The following is a 22,014-nucleotide window of genomic DNA, read 5'->3' on the forward strand; positions in this document are numbered from 1 at the left end:
TCCGCGGGTCGAGAAACGGGACGGTCAGTCTGCGTTGGCGGTCTCACCACCGGTGGTTTCGGCGGTCGTCCCAGCTTCGGCGCGAAGCCGTTCGATCCGCGCACTCAACGACGGGGTCGACGAGAACCAGTTCCGACTCGGAGTTTCTGTAACCGTAATGCCGCCTTCCACAGCGACGCGTTCGAACGCAGCCGCGAGTTCAGTTGCGCCGACCGTCTCGGCAGCGCGGTCGTCGGTGTAGTATCGCAGGCGTCGAAGGGCGCTGAACTCGAGCAGTGTGAGTGCGAGTGCGAGTATCGCCACGAACAGGACCGAGATGTCATCGATGAGGAGTCCGAGAAGAATACATTCGCCCGAGATGGTGAGCGATGCGGCTTTGAGTAGATACGTATAGTACCGTTTCTGTTCGCGGCGGGCGACGAACAGCGCCCTCAGCGTGGCATCGTCGCAGGCGTCGACTGTAACCCGTGAAACGAACAGATACCGAGAGAGGGGAGAATCCAAGAGCCACCCATCGAGACCGTGGATATCGGAATCGATGATCCGGACGCTGTAGGTCGAGAGGTCGCTCGCATCGAGCACGGCCTCGAGACGATCACGTTCGGTGGCGGTCGGTCGACGGACGGGAACCGTGAGCGGGAAAATAAACGGTGTAGCGACCCAGCAGAGGGAGATGAGAACGGGAAGCATTCCGAGCCCGGCGAGTGGCTCGCGCTGAACGATTGGCAGAGCGACGACGATGATACCGAAAGCGAGAGCGAAAATGCTCGTCAGATAGCGAGCGTAACGGCGGCGAACGTTCGAGGGAGATGTTGAGAACAGGGACGGATCGCTTCGGAGGACACCGGTGATCGTGGCGGTCCCGACGCAGCCAGCAGTGAGTCCGACTACGATCGCTGCGATTCCGCCGGAAACGACAGTGTGCATATCGAGTCCGGCGCGTACGAGATACCACGTGGGATAGCCGGCGACGAACCCGAATCCGATCGCACAGATGTTCGCTCCTCGGATTGCCGATTCGTCGCTCAGGTGAGGGGCGAGAAGTCCGTACAGGTAGCCGAGACAGGCGACGACGAGGGCGACGAATCCGACCGCGAGGACGAGGAGGAACCACAGCCAGACGGCGACCAGCGACATATGTGTGACTTAGAAATAATTTACAAGTGTCTTGTGATTCTCCAAGAACGAGTTCACACCGTTCGATGCGGACATCTCAACTTGAAGCGAGTACTGAAGACAGTCGGCGAGGAGTGACGCTCCGCACCACTAAACGCGACTCACTCCAACGATTTTGGAACGAGCGACTGGACCGAGAAGTCGGGAAAATGTGATGTAGATTCGGTGTGCTGAGAGCGTCGAATACGCATCGCTGTTTGCTCGTGGATGCGGAGACAAGTTCCGGACCGACGCGCACAGAATGGGTAATTCCCTATGTCGGGGAACATTTTTATTTTCGCCCACCGTACCTCGGGATATGTCTGACGTAGCGCTGGACGACCGTGGTCGCCTCACGCTCCCGAAGGAGGTTCGAGAGCGATATGGAGACCGGTATCACGTCGTTCAGCTTCCCGACGGGATCAAATTGGTTCCGGTCGCCGACGACCCGCTCGAAGCACTCAGGGACGAATTCGCAGATATCGAGAAGTCGGCCGACGAACTTCGTGAAGAAACTCGCGAAGCAGCGCTTGACGAGGCTGGACGATAGATGTATGCAGAAACCGATTTTCTTCTCACGCTGATTAAGGACGAAGACTGGCTCGGAGACACCGCCGAGTCGGTATACCGGAAACACCGAGATGAGTTGTGGACATCGCAGTTCACGCTCATCGAACTCCTGATGGTCGCCTACCGCGAGGAACGTGATACCGAACGCGTCGTCTCGAACGCTGCTAACCTCGTCGAGGTACGTGGTGATGTGGAGACGGTCGTTACGGCGGCGACATACGTGGAAGACCACGAGTTCACACCGTTCGACGCACTTCACCTCGTCGAATCGAACGGCGATACCATCGTCTCGAGCGACGAGACGTACGAGGACGTCACACCACGTCTCGACCTGAAAACAGTCGACGACGAGTAGCGCTCCGCAATCCCTAAACGCGGCTCACACCAATACCCGTCAATGAGCGACTGGACCGAGAAGTACCGTCCGACGACGCTGTCGGAGGTACGCGGGAACAACAAGGCCCGAGACAAACTCGAGGAGTGGGCCACGACCTGGGAGGACCACCGGGATGCGGTGATCGTCCACGGAAGCCCCGGCGTCGGGAAAACCTCGGCGGCCCACGCACTGGCCAGTGATATGGGCTGGCCAGTGATGGAACTCAACGCCAGCGACAGCCGCGGGGCCGACGTGATCGAACGCATCGCCGGCGAGGCCGCAAAGAGCGGCACGCTCACCGGCGGCGAGTCGGGACGGCGGCTGGTGATCCTGGATGAAGCCGACAACTTCCACGGCAACGCCGACTACGGCGGCTCACGGGAGGTCACCCGCGTCGTCAAGAGCGCGAACCAGCCGATCGTTCTCGTAGCCAACGAGTTCTACGACATGAGCCAGTCGCTTCGCAACGCCTGCGAGACGATCGAGTTTCGCGACGTGTCGAAGCGCTCGATCGTGCCCGTCCTCCGTGATATCTGCCGGCGCGAGGATATCGAGTTCGAGGAGGAGGCACTCGAGAACATCGCCGAGACGACAAGCGGCGACCTGCGCTCGGCGGTCAACGACCTGCAGGCCGTCGCCGAGGACACCGGTCGGCTGACCGTCGATGACGTAGTCACGAGTGAACGCGACACGACAGAGGGAATCTTCGACTTTCTCGACGCGCTCATCAAGGAGGAAGACGCCGAAGGCGCGCTCAAGGCGTCCTACGACGTCGACGAGAACCCCGACGAGATGTTAAACTGGATCGAAGATAACGTTCCGAAGGACTACCACGGCGCTGAACTCGCGGACGCCTACGAGTTCCTCGCGAACGCCGACCGCTGGCTGGGACGGGTTCGATCGACGCAGAACTACTCGTTCTGGCGCTACGCCGCGGATAACATGACCGCGGGCGTCGCGGCCTCCCGCCGCGAGGACAAGGGCGGGTGGACCCGCTACGGCCCGCCGAGTTACTGGTCGAAACTCGGCCGCACGAAGGGCTCGCGAAACACGCGCGATTCGATCGCCGAACGGATCGCCGAACGCGAGGGCACGAGCATCGGGACGGCTCGCCGCGAAGTCATGCCCTTCCTCTCGGCGATGACCCACCACTGCAAGAACCGCGAGCTGACTGTTCGCATGGCGGCGACATATGAACTCGACGAGAAGGAGGTGTCGTTCGTCACGGGGAGCGGCAAGGACACGAACAAAGTTCAGTCGATCGTCGAGGACGCCGAGGAGATGATCGCCGAGGAGACGGTCGAGCATTCCGGTTCGGCGTTCTTCGATGCCGAGGGAGCAGCGGCGGACGAAGCCGAATCGGCAGCTGAGGGCGAACGCGGCGGTGAGGACGAGACGAACGCCGACGCCGGTACTGGCGGCTCGAACGAACAGGAAACGCTTGCAGGCGCGACCGGAACATCGGGCGGAGACGGTGGCGATGAACACGAAGCCACAGCCACCGAAGCCGACCCAACCGAATCCAGCGACGATCAGTCCGGATTGAACGATTTCCTGTAACGCGACTCCTGCGCTTTTGCGGATAGTACGATCGACTGGTCCCACGACGATGCCGACGGCGATAGCGACGAGCGGGTGGAGATAGCGACGAGCGGGCAGATTGTGAGAAACGAGCGACAGTCAGCACGTCCGCGTCCGGACCCCGCCGGAAGCGTGCGATCACACGATCACAGGAGGCCTAACTCCGTGCCGACCGTTCGGAACGCCTCGAGACACGAAACGACGTCCTCGCGGCTGTGGGTTGCAATCGGCGCGACGCGGAGGCGACTCGTTCCCTCGGGTACCGCCGGCGGTCGGATCGCCGGGACGACGATCCCGCGAGCGCGAAGCCCATCCGCGAGCGTGAGGGCATCCCGCTGATCGCCGACGAAGACGGGCAAGACCTGCGATTCACCAGGAATCGAAAAGCCCATCGTCTCCAGCCCGTCCCGGAGGTGGGCGACGTTCTCCCAGAGCTGTTCGCGCGCATCGCTGTAGCGTGCGAGGTGCAACGCCTCGCTCGCCGCCGCGGCCGCCGTCGGCGCGAGTCCCGTCGAGAACGCGAACGACCGCGCGTCGTTGAGCAGACACTCGATCAACGCGTTGCTGCCCGCGACGTAGCCGCCCTGGCTGGCGAGCGCCTTCGAGAGCGTTCCCATCTGGACGTGTACCCGGTCTTCGAGTCCCTCCGCCTGAACGACGCCGCCGCCGTCCACGTAGAGTCCCGTCGCGTGCGCCTCATCGACCATCACCCACGCGCCGAACTCTTCGGCGAGTTCACAGATGGTCGAGAGCGGGGCCACGGTCCCGTCGACGCTGAAGACGGAGTCGGTGACGATCAGCCAGGATTCGTCGTCGTTGCCATCGTCAGCCGCGCGGTCGGCCCGGTCCTCGAGTTCGGCGCGCAGACTTGCCGGATCGCAGTGATCGTAGACGGCCGTCTCGCAGCCGGCAAGCCGGCAGCCGTCGATGAGACTTGCGTGGTTGAACTCGTCGGAGAAGATCACGTCCGGGTCGAGCGCGGTGATCGTGCCGACGTTGGCGGCGTATCCGGAGGAGAACGTCAGTGCGCGTTCGGTCCCTTTCGTCTCGGCGAGCAGTCGTTCTAAGTCGTGGTGGACCATCGTATCGCCGGTGACGACTCGGCTTGCGCCGGAGCCGGTGCCGACGGTTGCGGCGGCCTGGCGCGCCGCGTCCTGGACGCGCTGGTCGTCGGTCAGACCGAGGTAGTTGTTCGACGAGAACACGAGCGCCTCCTCGGAGTCGAGAACCGGGAGGTCACCGCCGGCACTGTCGGCGAAGTACCCGCGCTCGGCGACCCGATCGACGGGCGACAGCGTTCGTTTCTGCTTGCGCTCCTCGAGGGTGCCGAGTCGGTCCTCGAGGTCGAACCCGCGGTCGCAGTCTTCCATTCGCCTGAAGGGAGTCCGCGACGTGGTTTTACTCTCACGGTTCTGTTCCGCGTCTCCCGATGCGCTGAACTCGGCTGGGTGAACGAAACGGGCAGTGTCGGGCTACCGTGGCGTCTCGGCACCCCATTTGTCGAGTGCAGTCGCGAGTTCGGCGTGCTCTTGAGCGTACTCGTCGAGTGACACGCCGTCGAGACTGGCGTCGACGGACTGGCGGAGCGCTTTCGCGCCGGCGTGAGTGCCGTCGGGATGGCCGTGGATGCCGCCGCCGGCCTGGATGCAGATGTCGGTGCCGAGCGCGTCGATGAGTTGGTCGACGACGCCCGGGTGGAGCCCGCCGGAGGCGACGGGGAGGACGGGCTTGAGCCCGTGGCAGTCGCCGTGGAGCCAGTCGTTGATACCCGGCGTATCCTCGTTTGCGAGTTTGCCGAGGCCGGCGGTGCCGGTGTGGATGTGGTCGACGCCACAGAGGCGGGCGATCTGGGCGAGCACGCGCATCGAGACGCCGTGGTGGTCCAGCCGGTCGAAGGCGGCGTGCATGGCGCGGTGGGCGTGGATCGCCAGCCCGTGGTCCGCACAGCGCTCGCGGACGGACTGGACGGCCGCCCAACCGCAGGTGATCACGTCGACCATGACGAACCCGCCGCCGTGTTCGGCCACGAGGTCGACGCGGTCGAGCATTTCGGTCGTCTCACCGGTGACGTTCACCAGGTAGTCCTTTCGTTCGCCGACGTCCTCCTCGACGCGGTCGCGGGCGGCGAGGCTCTCCGCGAGTCGGTCCTCGAAGGGATTGAAGTCCTGATCCGTGAGGTTTTCGTCGTCTTTCAGCAGGTCGACGCCGCCGCGCCAGGCCTCCTTGCCGACGCGGGCGTGGGCGGCCGTCGAAAGCCCGACCTTGGGTTTCGGGACCGTTGCCAAAATGGGCCGGTCGCCGGCGTCGAGTTTTTCGCGCGCGACGCCAGTCCCGAACTGTGGACCGGGGAAGCCGGAGACGATCGGTTCGGGCCAGTCACAGTCCTCGAGCCGGATGGATTCGACGGCTTTCATGCCCATGATATTGCCCGCGATACACGAGAGGATCTGGGGCATGCTCCCCGCCTCGAATAAGTCGGCGGGATAGGCGACGGTAATCTCGTTCTCGCTCTCATCGATTTCGCAGGCGACCGCGCCGAGATGGGTCAGTTCCGACTCGTCGACGTGCAACGTCGCCCAGGTGCCGTTCGACGACTCTGAGGCAACCCGACTCGCTGCGGCCTCTATCGTCATCCCCTCGGCCGGTTCGATCCTGAAGGTACAGACGAGTTCAGTCGCGGCAGGGTCGTACGTACGGTCGAGAAAGTCGTCGTACTCGATACCGGTCATGGTATCTGCTGACGTTCACCGTGGCAGCTAATAGTGTTTGCGTCGTTTCGCACAGTGAAGCAACCCGCACCACGGAGCGTTCGGTTCGATGACCGGTCCGATTCCGACGATTTTGTGGAAAATTCGGCGACTAGTTTCCGTTCGGTCACATTTGACCGCTCCGGGACCCGGAATCGGCCGACACGCTAATACGGCACGTCTCTCAGGGCTCGTGACAGAAAAAATTGCAAAAATTAATTAGCTGGTATAATATAACAGCTACTCGGGAGTGCATGACCGATACGACGATTGACGAACACACGGGCGATGGGGGCGTTGATGTCGGCGCGAGCGCAACCGATCTCTTCGGTGAACTCGCGGACGACACGGCCGACGAGCCGGCGAGCGAACAGGGTTCCACTGCTGCGGCCGGGAGCGACGCTGAGACCGATACTGAGGCCGATTCCGAAACCGATTCCGGGACTACCGGCTCCAATAGCAGTGATTCCACCGGAACTACCGACGATGCTCCCGCTGAGCCGCGTGGCATCGAGGATCAGACCGCCGCCTCGATCTTTGGCCAACTCAAGGACGATGACGACGGAGCCGCCGTCGACGACGTTCTCGACGACAGTCCCGAAGCGATCATCGCCAGTGCGAACGAACCGGTCGACAAGCCGACCGACCTCGATGACGACCTCCTCGCGGACGACGGTGAACTCGAGGCGCTCCTGTTGACCGGGCGAACGAAAGAGCAGGAGTTCCTGTGGGTGGACACGGAGACTGAATCCGAATCCGAATCCGAATCCGAAGTTGAGGTTGAGGCTGAGGCCGAGGCCGAAGCCGACTCTCAAACCGAACCCGATCCCGATCCCGGTTCAGCACCCGAACCGACACCGGACTCCCCGGCAAGCGATCGTCGCTCGGAACCGGACGGTTCACAGACTGACGACGCAGCGAAGCAGCAAGGACGGGACGATCACGATTCCGCCCACGAGCGGGCCAGCGACTCGAACACGGAGACACACGTTCCGTTCGATGCCACGAGTTCTGCGTCCGAACCCGAATCCGAAGCTGAGTCAGAACAAAACGCTGTCGCAGCTGACGATGAATCGGATGGCGTTTTGAGCCGTCTTCGGTCGACGCTAACCGACCTCATCTAGGCGCCGGTCTGCACTCGTTTCTTCCAGTAGTTAGTACTGTATTCCAGTATCCAGTACGAGGTGAATGAATCGTCTGGGTCGTTACGCGCAGGTGCGAACGTTCACGGCGGATGCCACCCGAGTTCAGTTCGCCGAACCGTATACGACTCGTCGCCGCAGTTCGGACAGACGGTCCGCCTGAACTCGGGGTCGAACGTGCGTTCGGGGATCGTGTGTGCGTAGCCACACGCATCGCATTCGATGTGGACGGACACAGCCTAGACTGGACACGGCTGCTCGTCAGTGTGGTGCCGGTGAGTGTCGGGGGCGGCGGCCGTCCACCCGCGTAACGACAATCAGTTCACATCTAGCCCGACCACCGGATACACCTTTAGGATTCTGTGTGGTCACTGTTATCATGGGAACACAGTATCGAACGAGCCCTGATCCACCCGAAGAACCGACGGAACGAGGTGCCGAGGATGCGGCTGAGACGGCGACGGCGATGCGCCGCGGCGCGCTCGTCGCAACGTCGTCGTTGTTCGGCCTGGCATTTCTCGTTGTCGCCCTGATGCAGGTGACGCGCGTCCTGGCAACGTCCTCGCCTTACAGTGCCCTGAGCGTCGTCGACGGGGTCGTGATTGCAATCGTCGCGCTTGCGTTCGTCGCTGGACTCGTCATTGGTCGCCGACGATAGAAGCAAAGAAAAGTGCATTCGGACGGCGAGCCACCACAAACGACCACGAGCTACCACGAACCACAACGTCGGCCGCCGCCTGCATCCGTGCGGAGTGCTGAACTCGTTACTCGAGGAACGATTCGATGTTGTCGGCGACTTCTTCGGGCGTGTCGCCGACGGGGACGCCGGCGTCGTTCAGCGCGTTGATCTTGCTCTCTGCGGTGCCGGTCCCGGAGCCGGAGACGATCGCGCCGGCGTGACCCATACGCTTTCCTGGCGGTGCGGTACGGCCCGCAATGAAGCCGGCGACCGGTGTGTCGACGTGCTCGTCGATGTAAGCTGCGGCCTCTTCCTCGTCTTCGCCGCCGATCTCACCGCACATGACGATGGCTTCGGTTTCGTCGTCGTTCTCGAAGAGTTCGAGCGCGTCGACGAAGTCGGTGCCGATGATGGGGTCGCCGCCGATGCCGATGGCAGTGGTCTGGCCGATACCGCGGTTGGTGAGGCTGTCGACGACCTGGTAGGTCAGCGTCCCGGAGCGGGAGACGAGACCGACGTTGCCGTCGGCGAAGATGTTGCCGGGGAGGATGCCGAGTTTGGCCTCGCCGGGGGTGATGAGACCGGGGCAGTTCGGCCCGACGAGTCGGGTGTCGGTTTCGGTCAGGCGCTTGTTGACCTTCGCCATGTCCTGGGTCGGGATGCCTTCCGTGATCGCGACGGCGAGATCGAGGTCGGTGTCGAGGGCTTCGAAGACGGCGTCGCCGGCGAACGCCGGCGGGACGAAGATGACCGAGGTGTCGGCGTCTTCCTCGGCGACGGCTTCGTGGACCGTATCGAAGACGGGGACGCCGTTGACCTCCTGGCCGCCCTTGCCGGGGACGGCCCCGGCGACGACGTTGGTGCCGTACTCCATCATCTGTTCGGCGTGGAACTTGCCCTCCCCGCCGGTGATGCCCTGTACCACGACGCGCGTGTCGTCGTCGACTAGTACGCTCATTGTTCGGTCACCTCCTCGGCGTACGCGACGGTACGCTCGACCGCATCCTCGAGGGTCTGTTCGACCGTCACGAGGTCCTCGTTCAGAATCTCCATGCCTTCCTCCCAGTTCGTGCCGGCGAGGCGGACGACGACCGGCTTGGGGATTTCGTCGAACTGCTCGAGCGCCTCGTTGATGCCGCGGGCGACCTCGTCGCCGCGGGTGATGCCGCCGAAGATGTTGAAGACGACGCTGTCGACGTTGTCGTCGGAGAAGACCATATCCAGCGCGTTCGCGATGCGTTCGGCTTTCGCGCCACCGCCCACGTCGAGGAAGTTGGCGGGTTCGCCGCCGTAGTAGTCGACGAGGTCGAGCGTGGTCATGACGAGGCCGGCACCGTTGCCGATGATGCCGACGTTGCCCTCGAGTCGGACGTAGTCGAAGTCGTACTCGTCAGCCTTCTGTTCGAGTTCGTCGCCGCCGCTTGCGGCTTCCTCTTCCATCTCGGCGAGTTCAGGCTGGCGGAAGAGTGCGTCCTCGTCGATGTTCATCACGGCGTCGGCTGCGATGACATCGTTGTCTGCGGTGACCATCAGCGGGTTGATTTCGGCGTCGGAGCCGTCGCGGCTCTCCCAGAGATCGTAGAGCGTGGTGAGAACGCTCGCGACGTCGTTCGCGACCGACTTGTCGACACCGGCGTCGTAGACGGCCTTGCGGGCCTGGAACGGGTGCATTCCGAAGGCGGGGTCGATGTGTTCGCGGGCGATCGCGTCGGGGTCCTCCTCGGCGACCTCCTCGATGTTGACGCCGCCTTTGGTCGAGACCATCGCGACCGGCTTGCCCTCGCCGCGGTCCATCGTGATCCCGACGTAGAGTTCGTTCGTAAAGTCGACCGCTTCCTCGACGAGGACGCGCTCGACGCGGTAGCCCTTGAGGTCCATGCCGAGGATCGACTCGGCCGCCTCGCGGGCCTCGTCTTCGTCCTCGGCGAGTTTGATCCCGCCGGCCTTGCCGCGGCCGCCGACCTGTACCTGCGCCTTGACTGCGACTGGATACCCGATCTCCTCGGCCGCGGTTAGTACACCGTCGACGTCGGAGGCGAGTTGGGACGACGGCGTTGGAACGCCGGCGTCGGCGAAGACGTCCTTCGCCTGGTACTCGTGCAGTTTCATAGCCATTCGAACGGGCGTTCTGACCTTGCTTAAATCCTGTTAGTTCCACTCGTACGGGGATTCAGTGTCGGGTAGATGGCAGGTATATCGGCTATCGGCGGAGGATTACGCACAGGGGCTTCCACCGGCGGATACCGTGGTGACAGGGAGCACGGACCGAAGGGTTTGACCCGCGACGGTTCCAATCTCGACGCACGTGTCCCCCCGAGTTCAGCCGACGGGCACCGGTGACGCCACACCGGTCACAGAGAGACGGTCGCTGCCCGCTCGCTCGCGGGCCGGTGCCGGAGTTGTCTCCGAATGACGACATCGATCCCGGCGAACGGTGCGGAGCGATGGCGGTCGTCGATCACGCGCGCGCTCGAGTTGCTAGTCCACAGCAACCTCTTTATCTCGCTGGCGACGATGAGCGTCGTCCTCACGACGATGCTGTTGGCCGGGTTGCCGGTCGACCCGCTGCCGCTTTTTTTCGTCTTCGCGGTCACGATGTTCGTCTACACGATCAACCGGCTCACCGATCTCGCGGAGGACGAGACGAACGTCCCACGGCGGGCGGCGCTGACGAGGCAGTACGGCCACCTCTGGCTGGCGGCGGGAACCTGTCTGTACCTCGTCGCGATCGCCATCGCCGTCCACCTCGGTGTTCCCGGTGCCGGCTACATGCTCGTCCCGCTCGTCGTGGCGGTGTTGTACTCCACGGTCGGCATCAAGCAACTCTTTCTCGTGAAAAACTGCTTCGTCGGCCTCGCCTGGGGATTGCTCCCCGCGGGTGCGGGCTACTACTATCGCGAACTCTGGACGACCGACATCCTGTTTCTGGCCGGCTACGTCGCGGCGATGATCACCATCGCGGCGGTGATATTCGACATCAAAGATATCGAGGGCGACCGCGAAGAAGGGATCGCGACGGTTCCCAACGTCTTCGGTCCGCGACGGACCCGGTCCGTCACGCAGGGTGCGAACGTCGCCGTCGCCGTCGTCGTCATCGCACTCGTCGCAAGCGGTGTCCTCTCGTCGGCGTTTCTCGTCGTCCTCGCGATGAACGGGTACGTCGCGCTCTACATTCCGTTCGCAAAACCGGAGTACGGGCCGCTGTACTACGGATTCATCGTCGACGGCGAGCACGTGTTTCTCGCCGCCGTCGTCTGCGCGCTGGAACTGCTCGTCTGGTAGCTGTCGGCGCTCTCGGCGGCCGGTCACTCCCGGTCCGTCTCCGCCCAGTCGCAGTCCTGGCACTTGCGGCCGGTGACGAACTCGGTGACCGACGGCATGTACCCCACTTCGAGGACGTTGCCGCCGCACTCGGGACAGTCCGCGTCCGCCTCCGCGATCGATTCGGCCTCCATCACCGACTCTCCCTCGATCAGTTCCGCAAGTCTCGTTGCCGTAACCATTCGCCCCTGAACGACGCGATTCTCGCTCACACTCGTGTATGCGAGTGCCACCCCCTAAGCCTTTTCAGGTCGATCGCACTATCGACCGTTCAAACACGTTCGGCGTGAAACAGGTCGGATCGGAGAAGGATTGAAGTCGTTCGAGCACATTGTGTGTCTTACAGTACCATGGGTGTAAATATCACGATTGAGCGAGTCGAGAACGTCCCCGCCGACTCCCGCGTCTGTCATTACGACGAGCTCGGCGAGGACGCCAAAGTAGCGCTCGCCCACCTCACGGACAGCCACGAGGACACCGTCGATGCCGCCGATACCGCCGATTTCCTCGATGCCACAGCCACGACCGGCTTTCACGACTGTGAACTCGTCAAGTACACCGACTACTACGAAATCTCGGTTCACTGAACCGCGATCCACCACTGTTTCTGTCCCCCGCTGGACAGCCACAGTCGAGTTCTAGAAACCAGACAGCTCTTCGCGTGACGAGTGTCGTTCAACGCCTGCAGTAACGACTGTTTGCTCAAACTGACACAGACGTTTATCGCTCTGTCTCTCGTTGCGGCGAATACGTCCAGAGCAGCAGTTTTCCGCGGCGGGAACACCTCATTACCGATCGCTAAATCCGTCTTTCGTCGGCGACTCTTCAGGACGGCAGGGCCAAGGAGAGATTAGCAGGGGAACGATCGCTCCGGTTTATTGTCCGAGGAGGACACGTCGCTATTCGACACAGAGTGTGTCGACAGCGCGATACGATCGGCGACCAAGCGAACCACATTCGGAGACACTCACACACTATGACAACACATCACCCTGACTCGAAAACGCTCTCCAGACGACTCCTGTTGCAAGCGACTGCACTGGCTTCCGCCTCGGGCTTTGCAACGACCGCACTCGCCCAGGACGACGGCTTCGGAAACGAAATCGAACTCGGCGGCAGAACCAGCGGCTGGGTCGGCCAATCACCCGAACAGATCGCGGACGAAGACAATCCGACACTCGAGTTAGTTCCGGGCGAATCGTATACGCTCACCTGGGAGAACTTAGACGGTGCCGGCCACAACTTCGCCATCGAAGGCGCAGACGGCGAGGAGAACTTCGTCGAAACCGAAATCGTCTCCGGGGTGGGCGAGACCCAGGAAGTCGAATTCACCGCCGAGGAGGGAATGGCGGAGTACTACTGCCAACCCCACCCGACGAGCATGCGCGGTGAGATCGAACTGGCCGGCGAGGGCGGGAACGGCGACGAGGAAATGGAAGCCGAGGACGAATCGCAGACGATCATCGGCGAGGGGCCGACGATCGGTCTCGAGACGATCGCCGACGGGCTGACGGCCCCGCTCAACTTGCAAGTAGCTGACGAAGCGCAGGATCGACAGTTCGTCGTCGACCAGGCCGGCGAAATCTGGATCCTCGACGACGACGGCCTCGCAGACGAACCCTTCCTCGACGTGACGGATCGCATGGTCGAACTCGAGGGCGATTTCGACGAGCGCGGACTGCTCGGACTCGCCTTCCATCCGGACTTCGAGGAAAACGGCCGGTTCTTCGTCCGGTACAGCGCGCCGCCGACCGACGAGGTTCCCGACGGCTGGGACCACACGTTCGTGCTCGCGGAGTTCGAAACGGCCGACGACGAGAACTCGCAGGCGGACCCCGATTCCGAGCGGCGGATTCTCGAAATTCCGGAGCCGCAGTTCAACCACAACTCCGGGGCGATCACCTTCGGGCCGGACGGCTGTTTGTACGTGGCAACAGGCGACGGCGGTGGCGCGAACGACGTCGGCGAGGGCCACGTCGAAGACTGGTACGACGGGAACGAGGGCGGCAACGGTCAGGATACCTCCGAAAACCTCCTCGGCGGAATACTCCGGATCGATATCAACAGCGAGGGCGAGGACGGCCAACCCTACGCGATTCCGGAGGACAACCCGCTCGTAGACATGGAGGGTGAACTCGACGAGTACTGGGCCTGGGGTCTGCGCAACCCCTGGGGGATCTCGTTCACCGACGACGGCGAACTGCTCGTCGCCGATGTCGGCCAGGCGCTGTTCGAAACCGTCAACCACGTCGAGGCGGGCGGCAACTACGGCTGGAACGTCTGGGAGGGAACCCACTGCTTCAGCACGGAATCCCCGGACGATCCGCCCGAAGACTGCCCCGCCGAAACGCCATCGGACGTCCGCGGCGGCGAACCGCTCCGCGGCCCCGTCATCGAATACCCGCACCAGGCCAACATGGGTCGCTACGGAGACGGCACCGCCCAGAACGGTGACGCTGAGAACGGTGATGACGGCGGCAATGGCAACGAAACCGATGCTGATGCCGATACCGAAAACGGAAACGGCAACGGCAACGGCGAGGACACCAACGCAACCGAGGACGCGGAAGAGACGAGCGACGACACCGGCGACATCGAACAGATCGGCGTCTCCATCACCGGCGGCTACATGTACGAAGGCGGGTCCGTTTCCGAACTCGAGGGGACGTACGTCTTCGGCGACTGGAGTCGCGACGGCGAGGGACCGGGCCGCCTCTTCCTCGCGCGGCCGCCGGAGGGGTGGCCGAACGGAGAGACGGACGGTGACGACGGTGCGGACGAAACGACCGACGAGAACGGAACCGACACTGACACGGACACCGAGAACGGCGGTGACGACCTCCACGCACCCGAGGAGGACACCGGAAACAACACCGAGGAAAACGCCGAGAACGATAGCGGGCCCGACTTCGAACCGATCGACCCCGAGGGCAACGGCGAGAGCACCGGCGAAAGCGACGGAGCGGCGGCCGACCAGAACACGTACTCCCCGCCCAACGAGGTCGACCTCTGGCCGATCGAAGAACTCGGCGTCGAGTCCGAGGACGATGTCGGCAGCGACGGCTCGATGAACCACCTCGTCTACGGCTTCGGTCGCGACGCAAACGGCGAGATGTACGTTCTCTCGTCCGATACTCCGACGCTCGACGGAGAGGGTTACGTGAGCCGAATCGTCACGGCAGACGAAAGCGACACTGCCGAAGACGACGGAACGGAAGATGAGGACGCGGACACCGAAACGGAGTCAGAAACCGACACCGATTTGAACGAGACCGAGACCGACACTGACACCGAGACCGGGACGGACGCCGCCGAGAACGAGTCAACCGCAAACGAATCGACCGACGCCTGACGAGTTCAGCGGCGTCGGTCGCGGTCGAGTTGGAAGTCGCCCGTAGCGTCTCCTAAACTGCTTTTTCCAGGACGAGTTCGTCACCTGTTGTCTATCATCCGTCATCCCTCATCCCTCATCCGTTGTCCCTCGTTATGGCCGTCTGCTCAGATGCGCCGCATATGCAAACAGGACGGCGGAGACAGCGAACCACACGACTGCTGGGATCTGGTACTCGATGATGTCGGCCAATGATGCCACACCGAACACGATACCAGCCAGTCCGATCCCGAGTTGCAGACCGAATCGAATTCGGTCAAGTATGCGATCCTCCGAATCTACTGTCTCAGTCGGCACGGTTCGACATTGATTGGTTCGGGGTAAAGGAGTTGCGTAATAACAAAATCAGTTTGGCGTGTAATACTGTCTCTAAAGGGGACCGATCCACGGATTCACACGCCACACTGCCAATCACTGCGACGACTCGGGTATGAGAAAAGCGATCAGTACTGAGTCACGACCGAAAGGCGAGGCGATCGAACGCCGGTCGCTCGAGATTGTGCCGTCGACCGTCACCGATTCCGGGAGGAAGGTGACGATCGATGCCGTCGATCATCCGGGGGTTTCGACCGTCGTCACCCCTGGAGTGAGAAGACGGCCACCGTGTTTCCTTCCTCCTCGACTTGATTGCCGCCACCGCCGGGGATCGCGACGTACTGTTTCTCCTCGTGTGGATCGTACCAGCTTATTGGCGCGCCATCGACGCCGTGGTCGCCGACCTCGTGCGTCGCGAGTTCTTCGCCGGTTTCGGTGTCGAGTGCGTGGAGGAGCCCAGTTGGTCCGCCCGCGAACGTGACACCGGTTGCCGTGGTCAACGAGCCGCCCCAGGGCGGGCCGGCCTCCCAGCTGAACCAGTGTTGCCATTTGACATCGCCGGTCAGCGGATCGAGACCGGCGATGACGCCCGCGTTCTGGTTCCACTCCGGAACCGGTTCGTCGATGAGGCTCTCTTCTTCGGTGCCGTTTTCCTCTTCCTCTTCCTCTTCGTCTTCATCGCCGTTCTCGGCTTCCGCTTCCTCCTCTTTCGCAGCACCCTCGTCGGCTCCGTCGGCGTCCTCCTCCGGTGCGTGGAGTTCGTCGCCGCCGTTGTCGGCTACCGTTTCGTTTTCCGGCGTTTCGTCACCTTCGCGCTGTTCGCCCGGCTCGAGTTCCTCGGCGTCGGCCGGGACGTCCTCTTCCGGCTGGTCGCCCTCCTCGGGTTGCGTCGGTTCCGTCTTCCGGACCGTGTCCATGCCGATATATCGCTGGCCGGGTTCGTACTCCACCTCGAACCAGGAGAATTTCATCGGGTAGTTGGTCCCCTTGACGACTAGCGTCCGCGATTCCGGATCGAACGCGCTCGGCTGCGGGTTCGTCCCCCCGATGAGGTCCGGCATGATCCAGGGTGCGCTCTCGAGATCGTCGTACGGCGGCAGGTTGAACGTGTTGAGGTGCTGGACGTACTCGTCGCTGCGCTGGTGAAGCTGGCCGGTCTCCATATCGACCGTGTACACCCAGCCCGTCTTCCCCGGCCAGGTCGCGAACTTCCGAGACTCGCCCTCGTGTTCCGCCTCGAAGACGACCGGCGGACTCGGTGAATCGTAGTCCCACCAGTCGTGCGGCGAGTCCTGGTGGTGCCACTGGTACTCGCCCGACTCGATGTCGACGGCGACTTTCCCACACGAATAGGGGTTGTATCCCGGTCGAACGGTGCCGTACCACGGTCCCGGATTCGCCGACGGAATCACGACCGTTCCCGAGTCGGGTTCGACCGCTCCCGCCGCCCAGGCAGTCGCGCCGCCGTGCATCCAGGAATCGCCGACCCACTCGTGTTCCGGCGTCATGTTCACGCGCCACTGCGGATTTCCTTCGAGGTCGATGCAGTCGAAGAAGCCGCTGACGCCGAACTCGCCGCCGAAACTCCCCTTCATGATCCGCCCGTTGTAGATCAGCGGCGGGAACGACGAGGTCGTCCCGCGGGAGCGCTCCCAACTGAGTTCTTCGTGCGTGAGTTCGTCTGCGACCTGCCCGCGGTAGAACGCTGCCCCGTTGTAGTACCAGCGTTCTTCGCCCGTGTAGCGATCGATCGCGAGCACGCCGAGATCGAGCGTGCTCTTGTAGACCGTATCGCCGAGAACGGCCGCCCCGCGTTCGGCGGGCGGCGTCTGTTCCGACGCCCCGTCGCTGTTCTCGTAGAAGTGCGTCCAGAGGATGTCCCCCGTTCGAGCGTTGAGCGCGTACAGCATGTCCGGCCCGACGGTGGTGTACATGATCGGCGGATCGCCATCGACGACGATCGGCGACCCCTGGAAGTCGTTCGGGTCTTCCGCGATTTCGAGTCGATACTCGAGTTCGAGATCGCCGACGTTCTCCGGTGTGATGACTTCGGCCGTCGTGTGTCGGTGGCCCTCATAGCCGCCGCCGGCGATCAGCCAGTTCGTCTCGTCGGTCTGCGTCTCCGCGAGATCGGACTCGGTAACGTCTCGTTCGGGAATCTGGTCCGTATCCCCCTGCTCGACGATGGACTCGCCCGGTTTCTCGTGCCACGGTGCGTCTTCCGGTAGGTCGCTAAGGTGTGATTCGTAGGTCATGGTCCGCTAGTTCGATACCGCGCTCCGCGGCGCGCGTTTCTCGTCCGTAATCCGGATCACGTCCGTGATCAGGAACTCTTGGCTGATGATCATGAGTGCGGTACTGGCGGTCGTCAGCGTCGTCAGGTGGTCGTCCGCGATGTCCTCAGCCGCGAGGTCGCGCGCGGCTGAGCCGAGCAGGTAGTACCCGCCGAGCATGGACTTGACGTCCCAGAGGCCGCGGTCGATCATCTCCCCGGTGACCAGCGGCTCGCGCTGCCAGAGGTAGTGATCGAGGCCGTCGATCCACAGCAGTGACCCTTCCGCGGCCCGCTGGTGGAGCGGCGCGACGTACTCGTAGACGACGCCGTCATCGACCGCATCTGCGGGCGGATAGTCCGGCGTCGCCATCCACCACGAGAGCTGATCTCTCGCGTTGACGATGTTGACGACGAGCGCCGTCTGCTCGCGCTCCGCGAAGCCGACCTCCGAAAGCGTCGCCGGCAGCCCCTCCATGTGGAGTAACTGCCGCGTCGTCGTTTCGATATGGTCGGGTGAAAACGCCGGCAGCGTCTCTTCTGCGCTCGCAAAAAAGCCGACTTCCGCGAGGTGGTCGTTGATTTCCCACGCCGGTGTCGTCAACGACTGATACGCCTCCGCTCCCGCGTCCGGAATCCCCATCGCCTCGAGTTCGGGCAGGGACTCGACTGACTCCGTAAGCGCCGCGAGTTGCTCGCTCAACAGCGCCGCGTCGAGCGTCCCCGTCAATCCATCCTGCAGTGCGGTCCCCATTTCCGCCAGGCCGCTCGTTGTTTCGGTCGAAACGTTCTGTCTAAGGTCGTTCAGTGTTGCTCCCGCAACGCTGCCGCCCGCGATTACCCCGAGCGCTTTCAAGAACTCGCGGCGATCGCTGTCACTGACCTCGCCGTAACTGTATCGGTCTCTTGGATCGGTACCGTATGCCATGACACGTTTTGGCAGGTGACGGGCCAGCCATTAGCTGTTTCCACAGTTTCGGCCGCTGATTGATATTTCTCCGCGAAGATTTCTCCCCGTATTTGCTTCCGATGACGATGGATAGTTGTCACGTCAGTAATACTGCTTTGACCGACGACTTCGGTCGTCCCAATCACCGATTTTGTGCGGAGAGAGCCGCCGAGAGGGACTGTGAGCGTTCCAGAAGCTGCTAATGCGTGATTGGAGTCTCCTATGGGGAGACTACAGTAGCCACTCCGTCGCTATGCTGACGGTCAACACGGACACGGAGCGGTCCGACGGTCGCTTCCGCTCTGTGCAAGGTTGACCGCTCGGAAGAACGCTCTGTCTGGGATTTGAACCCGATACAAATTCCCGCTTCGCTCGAATTTCCGTGCTTCAAATCCGATCCGTGCGCGCTTTGCACCCTCGTAAAACTCGGCCGCTATAGTGCTCCGTCTGGGATTTGAACCCAGGTCATCGGCTCGAAAGGCCGAAATGATTGGCCGGACTACACCAACGGAGCGCATACACTGCGCCACTCCGAGCTTCGACGGACACCGTCCGTCTCACCAACGGAGCGCACCTCGTACGCACTCACTGCTTGCCGAGGGTTAATAAAAAACGTTCCGTTCCGAGCCGATAGTGTGACGCACTGACGTGCGCGTGGGTTCCGTTCCGAACGCTCCGCTTCACAGTGCCGCTCTGGCAGTCAACTCCTCGCGCAACGCCGCCGGCTCACGTGATGTCGAGCAACGCCTCGATCGTCGGCGTGACGGCCGTCGCGTCGACCGTCCCCTCGAGTTCGGGCGCGAGTTCAGCTGCGGCCGGGCCGCCGAGTCCGTAGCAGCCGACGGCCGACTCGTCCGCGCGGCCGTGGGAGCCGCTGACGGTTGTCGCGTCGAGAGACACGAGGCCGTCGTCGCCGAAGAACAGCTCGCAGGGGTCGAAGCCGGGCTTGTCGTGGATGTCCATGTCGGTCGCGTACGGCGGCGCGTTCGCGCGGTCGGTCCACCAGTAGTACTGGAACCAGGCATCGCGGTCGGCGACGAGGATGAACTCGCCCGTGTTCGGGTGGTCGATCCCCCACTCGGCCTTCTCGGCGTCGCCGATGACGGTATCGACGCCGTCGAGTTCACCGAGCAGTTCCCGAGCCGTCTCGACCGCCCCCTCGTCGGCGTAGACGTGCGCGATCTGGTGGTCGACCATGGCGAACGCTGCGGAGGCCGAAATGTCGGCGTCGCCCGCCGAATCGGTCTCGAGCAGCCCGGCGTCTCGGAGGACGCGATTTGGGAACAGAGGCCGTTCCACGTCGTGGAAGCCGTATTCGCTGACGAGGTTGACGACGGTTTCGTCCCAGCGGTCGGTTTCGGCGAGAAACGCGATGAACTCCTCGAGCAGCCCGTCGACGGTCTCGAGTTCAGTCTGAAACGCCGCGGAACCGGGACCGTCGCTCTGGCCGACGTAGTCGAGGTGGGGGACGTACACCCACAGCAGGTCGGGATCGAACCGGTCGACCGCCTCCTTCGCTGCGGCGAGAATCCACCGGCTGCCCTCCTCGTTCGCCCCCGGCCCCCAGTAGTTGTGCAGCGGGAAGTGGGCGTAGTCGTCCCGCAGGTCGTCGTAGAACCCGTCGGGGTTCGTCCAGCAGTTCATCTCGAGTAAGTTGTTATCCTCGTCCTCGATCGGCGAGGGCGTCACCGCGACGTCGGCGGTCGTCCCGATCAGATGCTGGAAGAACAGCGCCCCGGTCGTCAGGCCGGCCTCGCTCGCGGTCTCCCAGATCCGGTTTCGATCGCCGCGGTCGCGCTCCCAGAACTCGGCGACCTCGCGCTCGCGGTCGAACTCGCCGCTCGAGACGTCGCCGTGCTCCTCCGGACCGACTCCGGTCGCAAGCGTCGTCTGGACCGGCACCGTCACCGCCGGAAACGGCGGCCGGAGATCGGCGACGCGCTCGGCGGGGAACAACGAGTGCAGCGTCGGCGTTCGTTCAGCATCGATGTGGTGGGACTGTAACCCGACCACGTCGAGGACGATGACGCGTCCTGTCGCGTCGGTCGCTTCCGCGCTGAACTCGAGCGGTGTGGTCGCGGCTTCTCCGTCGGTGTCGTGCGGGGTGGCACTCGCGGTGTCTGTCTCGTCAGTCATGCATCACTGTGGCGAGCGGCGTACTCGTACAGCCAGTGCAGTTGCGCCGAGAAATCGTGTTCGTCGACGCCGATCGGGGCCTTGAAGAACGACGCCAGGTGCGGCTGGAGACCGCCCTCACCGAACTCGTCGGCGTGGACGATCAGCCGGACCAGATCGAGCACGAGCGGCGCGGCCAGGGCCGAGTCCGAGCCCTCCCAGGTGAACTGCATCGTCATTTCGGTGTTCAGAAAGCCCTCGAAGTGGATGTAGTCCCAGGCGGTCTTCCAGTCCGCGAGCGAGGGCGTGTAGTCGATCCGGACGCGGTTGTGGCCGATATCGGGCAGGATGGATTCGAGCACGTCGCCCTTGCTTGAGAGTTTGCCGGCGGCGTTTTCCTCGTCCTCCAGCACGAGGCCGTCCTTGTTGCCGAGAATGTTGTGGCCCTCCCAGGACAGGACGTTCAGATTGCGGCCGGCGAACATCGGCGCGAGCGCGGACTTGACCAGCGTCTCGCCGGTCTTGGCGTCGCGGCCGGCGTGTGGCACCCCGCGGTCGACGGCGAGTTCTCGAATCCCGCCGAGAGCGTTGCCCGTGCTCGGCGTGAAGTTGATGAAGGGGTGGCCGGCGTCGATCGCGGCGTAGGCGTAGAGGACGCTCGCAGGCAGGTCGCGATCGTCCGAATCGATGGCGTCCTCGAGCGTCTCGCGGGTATCGTATCGGTCCGGCGAGGCGAGTTCGGGTTCGGTGGAGGCGACGTTGACGACGACGAGTCGATCGATCTCGTGGGCGGTCCGGAAGGACTCGTAATCGTCACGGATCTGGTCGACGACGGTTCGTATCGCGAGTTCGCGATCGAGGTGGTCGCTGTCGGCCGTGACGGCGGCCCCGCAGTTTACCGCCGTGCCGACTTCGATGCGCTCGTCCACGGCGGCGAGGTCGTCGCGGACGCTTGCGAGCGTCTTCTCGTCGGGAACGCCGTTTCGCTCGCACTGGCGCTCGGCCTGGTCGACGAGCGAGGTCGGATCGATGTCGTGGCCGCCGAAGACGAACGTCGAAACGGGCGGCAGCTCGAGACTCGAGACGGGGTCGCGCTCGGTGACCATGCCGGTCGTCTCGGCGCGACCGGTCGCGATCGCCCGAGCGCCGACGATCGACATGGTTGCGACGTTCCCGCGCGCACCGACGAGCCAGACGCCGATTCGCTCCGCGTTCGTCGGCTGGGCCGGCTCGTCCCGGGACGGTGACTCGGCGGTCATTTGGCCCCGCGGAGGGTCGACGGTCGGGCACGATTCGTTCTGTCGAGTTCTCCAGCGGTCCGCGGCGATCGTCGCGCGATCGGTCGCGAGTTCGTCGACGGCGACCGGGAGTGGTCAGTCATCCGGAAGCCCTCCGTTCGGC

Annotated in this window: 19 protein-coding genes and 1 tRNA gene; 8 read left to right on the top strand and 12 right to left on the bottom strand. The window is 63.3% G+C overall.

Annotated features, from left to right (window positions below; translation table 11 throughout):
• Positions 1 to 24: 24 nt before the first annotated feature.
• Positions 25 to 1,137, bottom strand: a complete 1,113-nt coding sequence (locus SM755_RS18065; RefSeq protein WP_323173868.1) for a peptidase — start codon at positions 1,135 to 1,137, stop codon at positions 25 to 27.
• 337 nt (positions 1,138 to 1,474) lie between these two features.
• Here SM755_RS18065 and SM755_RS18070 point away from each other — a divergent pair, with 337 nt between their 5' ends.
• The 3 genes from SM755_RS18070 to SM755_RS18080 are packed head-to-tail and all read left to right on the top strand — an operon-like array spanning position 1,475 to position 3,661.
• Entirely contained in the window at positions 1,475 to 1,705 is a 231-nt protein-coding gene (locus SM755_RS18070) for an AbrB/MazE/SpoVT family DNA-binding domain-containing protein (protein ID WP_323173869.1), read from the top strand.
• A complete protein-coding gene (locus SM755_RS18075; protein WP_323173870.1) occupies positions 1,706 to 2,080 on the top strand; it encodes a PIN domain-containing protein in 375 nt (124 codons plus the stop codon).
• A gap of 42 nt (positions 2,081 to 2,122) precedes the next feature.
• On the top strand, positions 2,123 to 3,661 hold the full coding sequence (locus SM755_RS18080; protein ID WP_323173871.1) for a replication factor C large subunit: 1,539 nt from the start codon (positions 2,123 to 2,125) through the stop codon (positions 3,659 to 3,661).
• A 167-nt stretch (positions 3,662 to 3,828) separates the two neighbouring features.
• On the opposite strand, the gene SM755_RS18085 is transcribed toward SM755_RS18080, so the two are convergent.
• Entirely contained in the window at positions 3,829 to 5,052 is a 1,224-nt protein-coding gene (locus SM755_RS18085; protein WP_323173872.1) for an 8-amino-7-oxononanoate synthase, read from the bottom strand.
• A gap of 102 nt (positions 5,053 to 5,154) precedes the next feature.
• Positions 5,155 to 6,411: a type III ribulose-bisphosphate carboxylase gene (rbcL, locus tag SM755_RS18090; protein WP_323173873.1), complete on the bottom strand. Its 1,257-nt coding sequence runs from the start codon at positions 6,409 to 6,411 to the stop codon at positions 5,155 to 5,157.
• Between the two features lie 272 nt (positions 6,412 to 6,683).
• Between rbcL and SM755_RS18095 the strand changes: the two genes are divergently transcribed.
• On the top strand, positions 6,684 to 7,553 hold the full coding sequence (locus SM755_RS18095; protein ID WP_323173874.1) for a hypothetical protein: 870 nt from the start codon (positions 6,684 to 6,686) through the stop codon (positions 7,551 to 7,553).
• 101 nt (positions 7,554 to 7,654) lie between these two features.
• Here SM755_RS18095 and SM755_RS18100 read toward each other — a convergent pair whose 3' ends face one another.
• Positions 7,655 to 7,807, bottom strand: coding sequence for a hypothetical protein (locus SM755_RS18100; protein ID WP_323173875.1), 153 nt, complete (start codon positions 7,805 to 7,807; stop codon positions 7,655 to 7,657).
• A gap of 143 nt (positions 7,808 to 7,950) precedes the next feature.
• On the opposite strand from SM755_RS18100, the gene SM755_RS18105 reads away from it, so the two are divergent.
• Positions 7,951 to 8,229 carry a hypothetical protein gene (locus SM755_RS18105; RefSeq protein ID WP_006666555.1) on the top strand — a complete coding sequence of 93 codons (279 nt, stop codon included), beginning with the start codon at positions 7,951 to 7,953 and terminating at the stop codon, positions 8,227 to 8,229.
• Between the two features lie 106 nt (positions 8,230 to 8,335).
• On the opposite strand, the gene sucD is transcribed toward SM755_RS18105, so the two are convergent.
• Both sucD and sucC read right to left on the bottom strand, forming a co-directional pair.
• The gene (gene sucD, locus SM755_RS18110; RefSeq protein ID WP_006108849.1) at positions 8,336 to 9,208 is read right to left on the bottom strand and encodes a succinate--CoA ligase subunit alpha; all 873 of its coding nucleotides are present in this window, start codon (positions 9,206 to 9,208) and stop codon (positions 8,336 to 8,338) included.
• A complete protein-coding gene (gene sucC, locus SM755_RS18115) occupies positions 9,205 to 10,359 on the bottom strand; it encodes an ADP-forming succinate--CoA ligase subunit beta (RefSeq protein ID WP_323173876.1) in 1,155 nt (384 codons plus the stop codon). The genes sucD and sucC overlap by 4 nt, the downstream gene beginning before the upstream one ends.
• A gap of 300 nt (positions 10,360 to 10,659) precedes the next feature.
• On the opposite strand from sucC, the gene SM755_RS18120 reads away from it, so the two are divergent.
• Complete coding sequence (locus SM755_RS18120) at positions 10,660 to 11,532, top strand: UbiA family prenyltransferase (RefSeq protein WP_323173877.1); 873 nt, start codon at positions 10,660 to 10,662, stop codon at positions 11,530 to 11,532.
• A gap of 23 nt (positions 11,533 to 11,555) precedes the next feature.
• On the opposite strand, the gene SM755_RS18125 is transcribed toward SM755_RS18120, so the two are convergent.
• Positions 11,556 to 11,783 (bottom strand): DUF5795 family protein, encoded by a 228-nt coding sequence (locus tag SM755_RS18125; protein ID WP_006108846.1) that lies wholly within the window; start codon positions 11,781 to 11,783, stop codon positions 11,556 to 11,558.
• Between the two features lie 138 nt (positions 11,784 to 11,921).
• Here SM755_RS18125 and SM755_RS18130 point away from each other — a divergent pair, with 138 nt between their 5' ends.
• Both SM755_RS18130 and SM755_RS18135 read left to right on the top strand, forming a co-directional pair.
• Positions 11,922 to 12,158 (top strand): hypothetical protein, encoded by a 237-nt coding sequence (locus SM755_RS18130; protein WP_006666552.1) that lies wholly within the window; start codon positions 11,922 to 11,924, stop codon positions 12,156 to 12,158.
• A 389-nt stretch (positions 12,159 to 12,547) separates the two neighbouring features.
• Positions 12,548 to 14,923 carry a PQQ-dependent sugar dehydrogenase gene (locus SM755_RS18135; protein ID WP_323173878.1) on the top strand — a complete coding sequence of 792 codons (2,376 nt, stop codon included), beginning with the start codon at positions 12,548 to 12,550 and terminating at the stop codon, positions 14,921 to 14,923.
• Positions 14,924 to 15,537: 614 nt separating this feature from the next.
• Here the strand turns inward: SM755_RS18135 and SM755_RS18140 are convergent.
• The 5 genes from SM755_RS18140 to SM755_RS18160 all read right to left on the bottom strand — a co-directional run bounded on the left by SM755_RS18140 (position 15,538) and on the right by SM755_RS18160 (position 21,872).
• A complete protein-coding gene (locus tag SM755_RS18140) occupies positions 15,538 to 17,532 on the bottom strand; it encodes a PQQ-binding-like beta-propeller repeat protein (protein WP_323173879.1) in 1,995 nt (664 codons plus the stop codon).
• A gap of 6 nt (positions 17,533 to 17,538) precedes the next feature.
• Positions 17,539 to 18,477, bottom strand: coding sequence for a hypothetical protein (locus SM755_RS18145; RefSeq protein ID WP_323173880.1), 939 nt, complete (start codon positions 18,475 to 18,477; stop codon positions 17,539 to 17,541).
• 460 nt (positions 18,478 to 18,937) lie between these two features.
• Positions 18,938 to 19,012: transfer RNA gene (locus SM755_RS18150), tRNA-Glu, on the bottom strand.
• Positions 19,013 to 19,224: 212 nt separating this feature from the next.
• Positions 19,225 to 20,634: an alkaline phosphatase family protein gene (locus tag SM755_RS18155; RefSeq protein WP_323173881.1), complete on the bottom strand. Its 1,410-nt coding sequence runs from the start codon at positions 20,632 to 20,634 to the stop codon at positions 19,225 to 19,227.
• On the bottom strand, positions 20,631 to 21,872 hold the full coding sequence (locus SM755_RS18160) for an inositol-3-phosphate synthase (RefSeq protein WP_323173882.1): 1,242 nt from the start codon (positions 21,870 to 21,872) through the stop codon (positions 20,631 to 20,633). Before SM755_RS18160 ends, SM755_RS18155 begins: the two co-directional genes overlap by 4 nt.
• Positions 21,873 to 22,014: the final 142 nt, after the last annotated feature.

This window comes from Natrialba sp. PRR66 (assembly GCF_034808065.1).
GTDB lineage: Archaea > Halobacteriota > Halobacteria > Halobacteriales > Natrialbaceae > Natrialba > Natrialba aegyptia.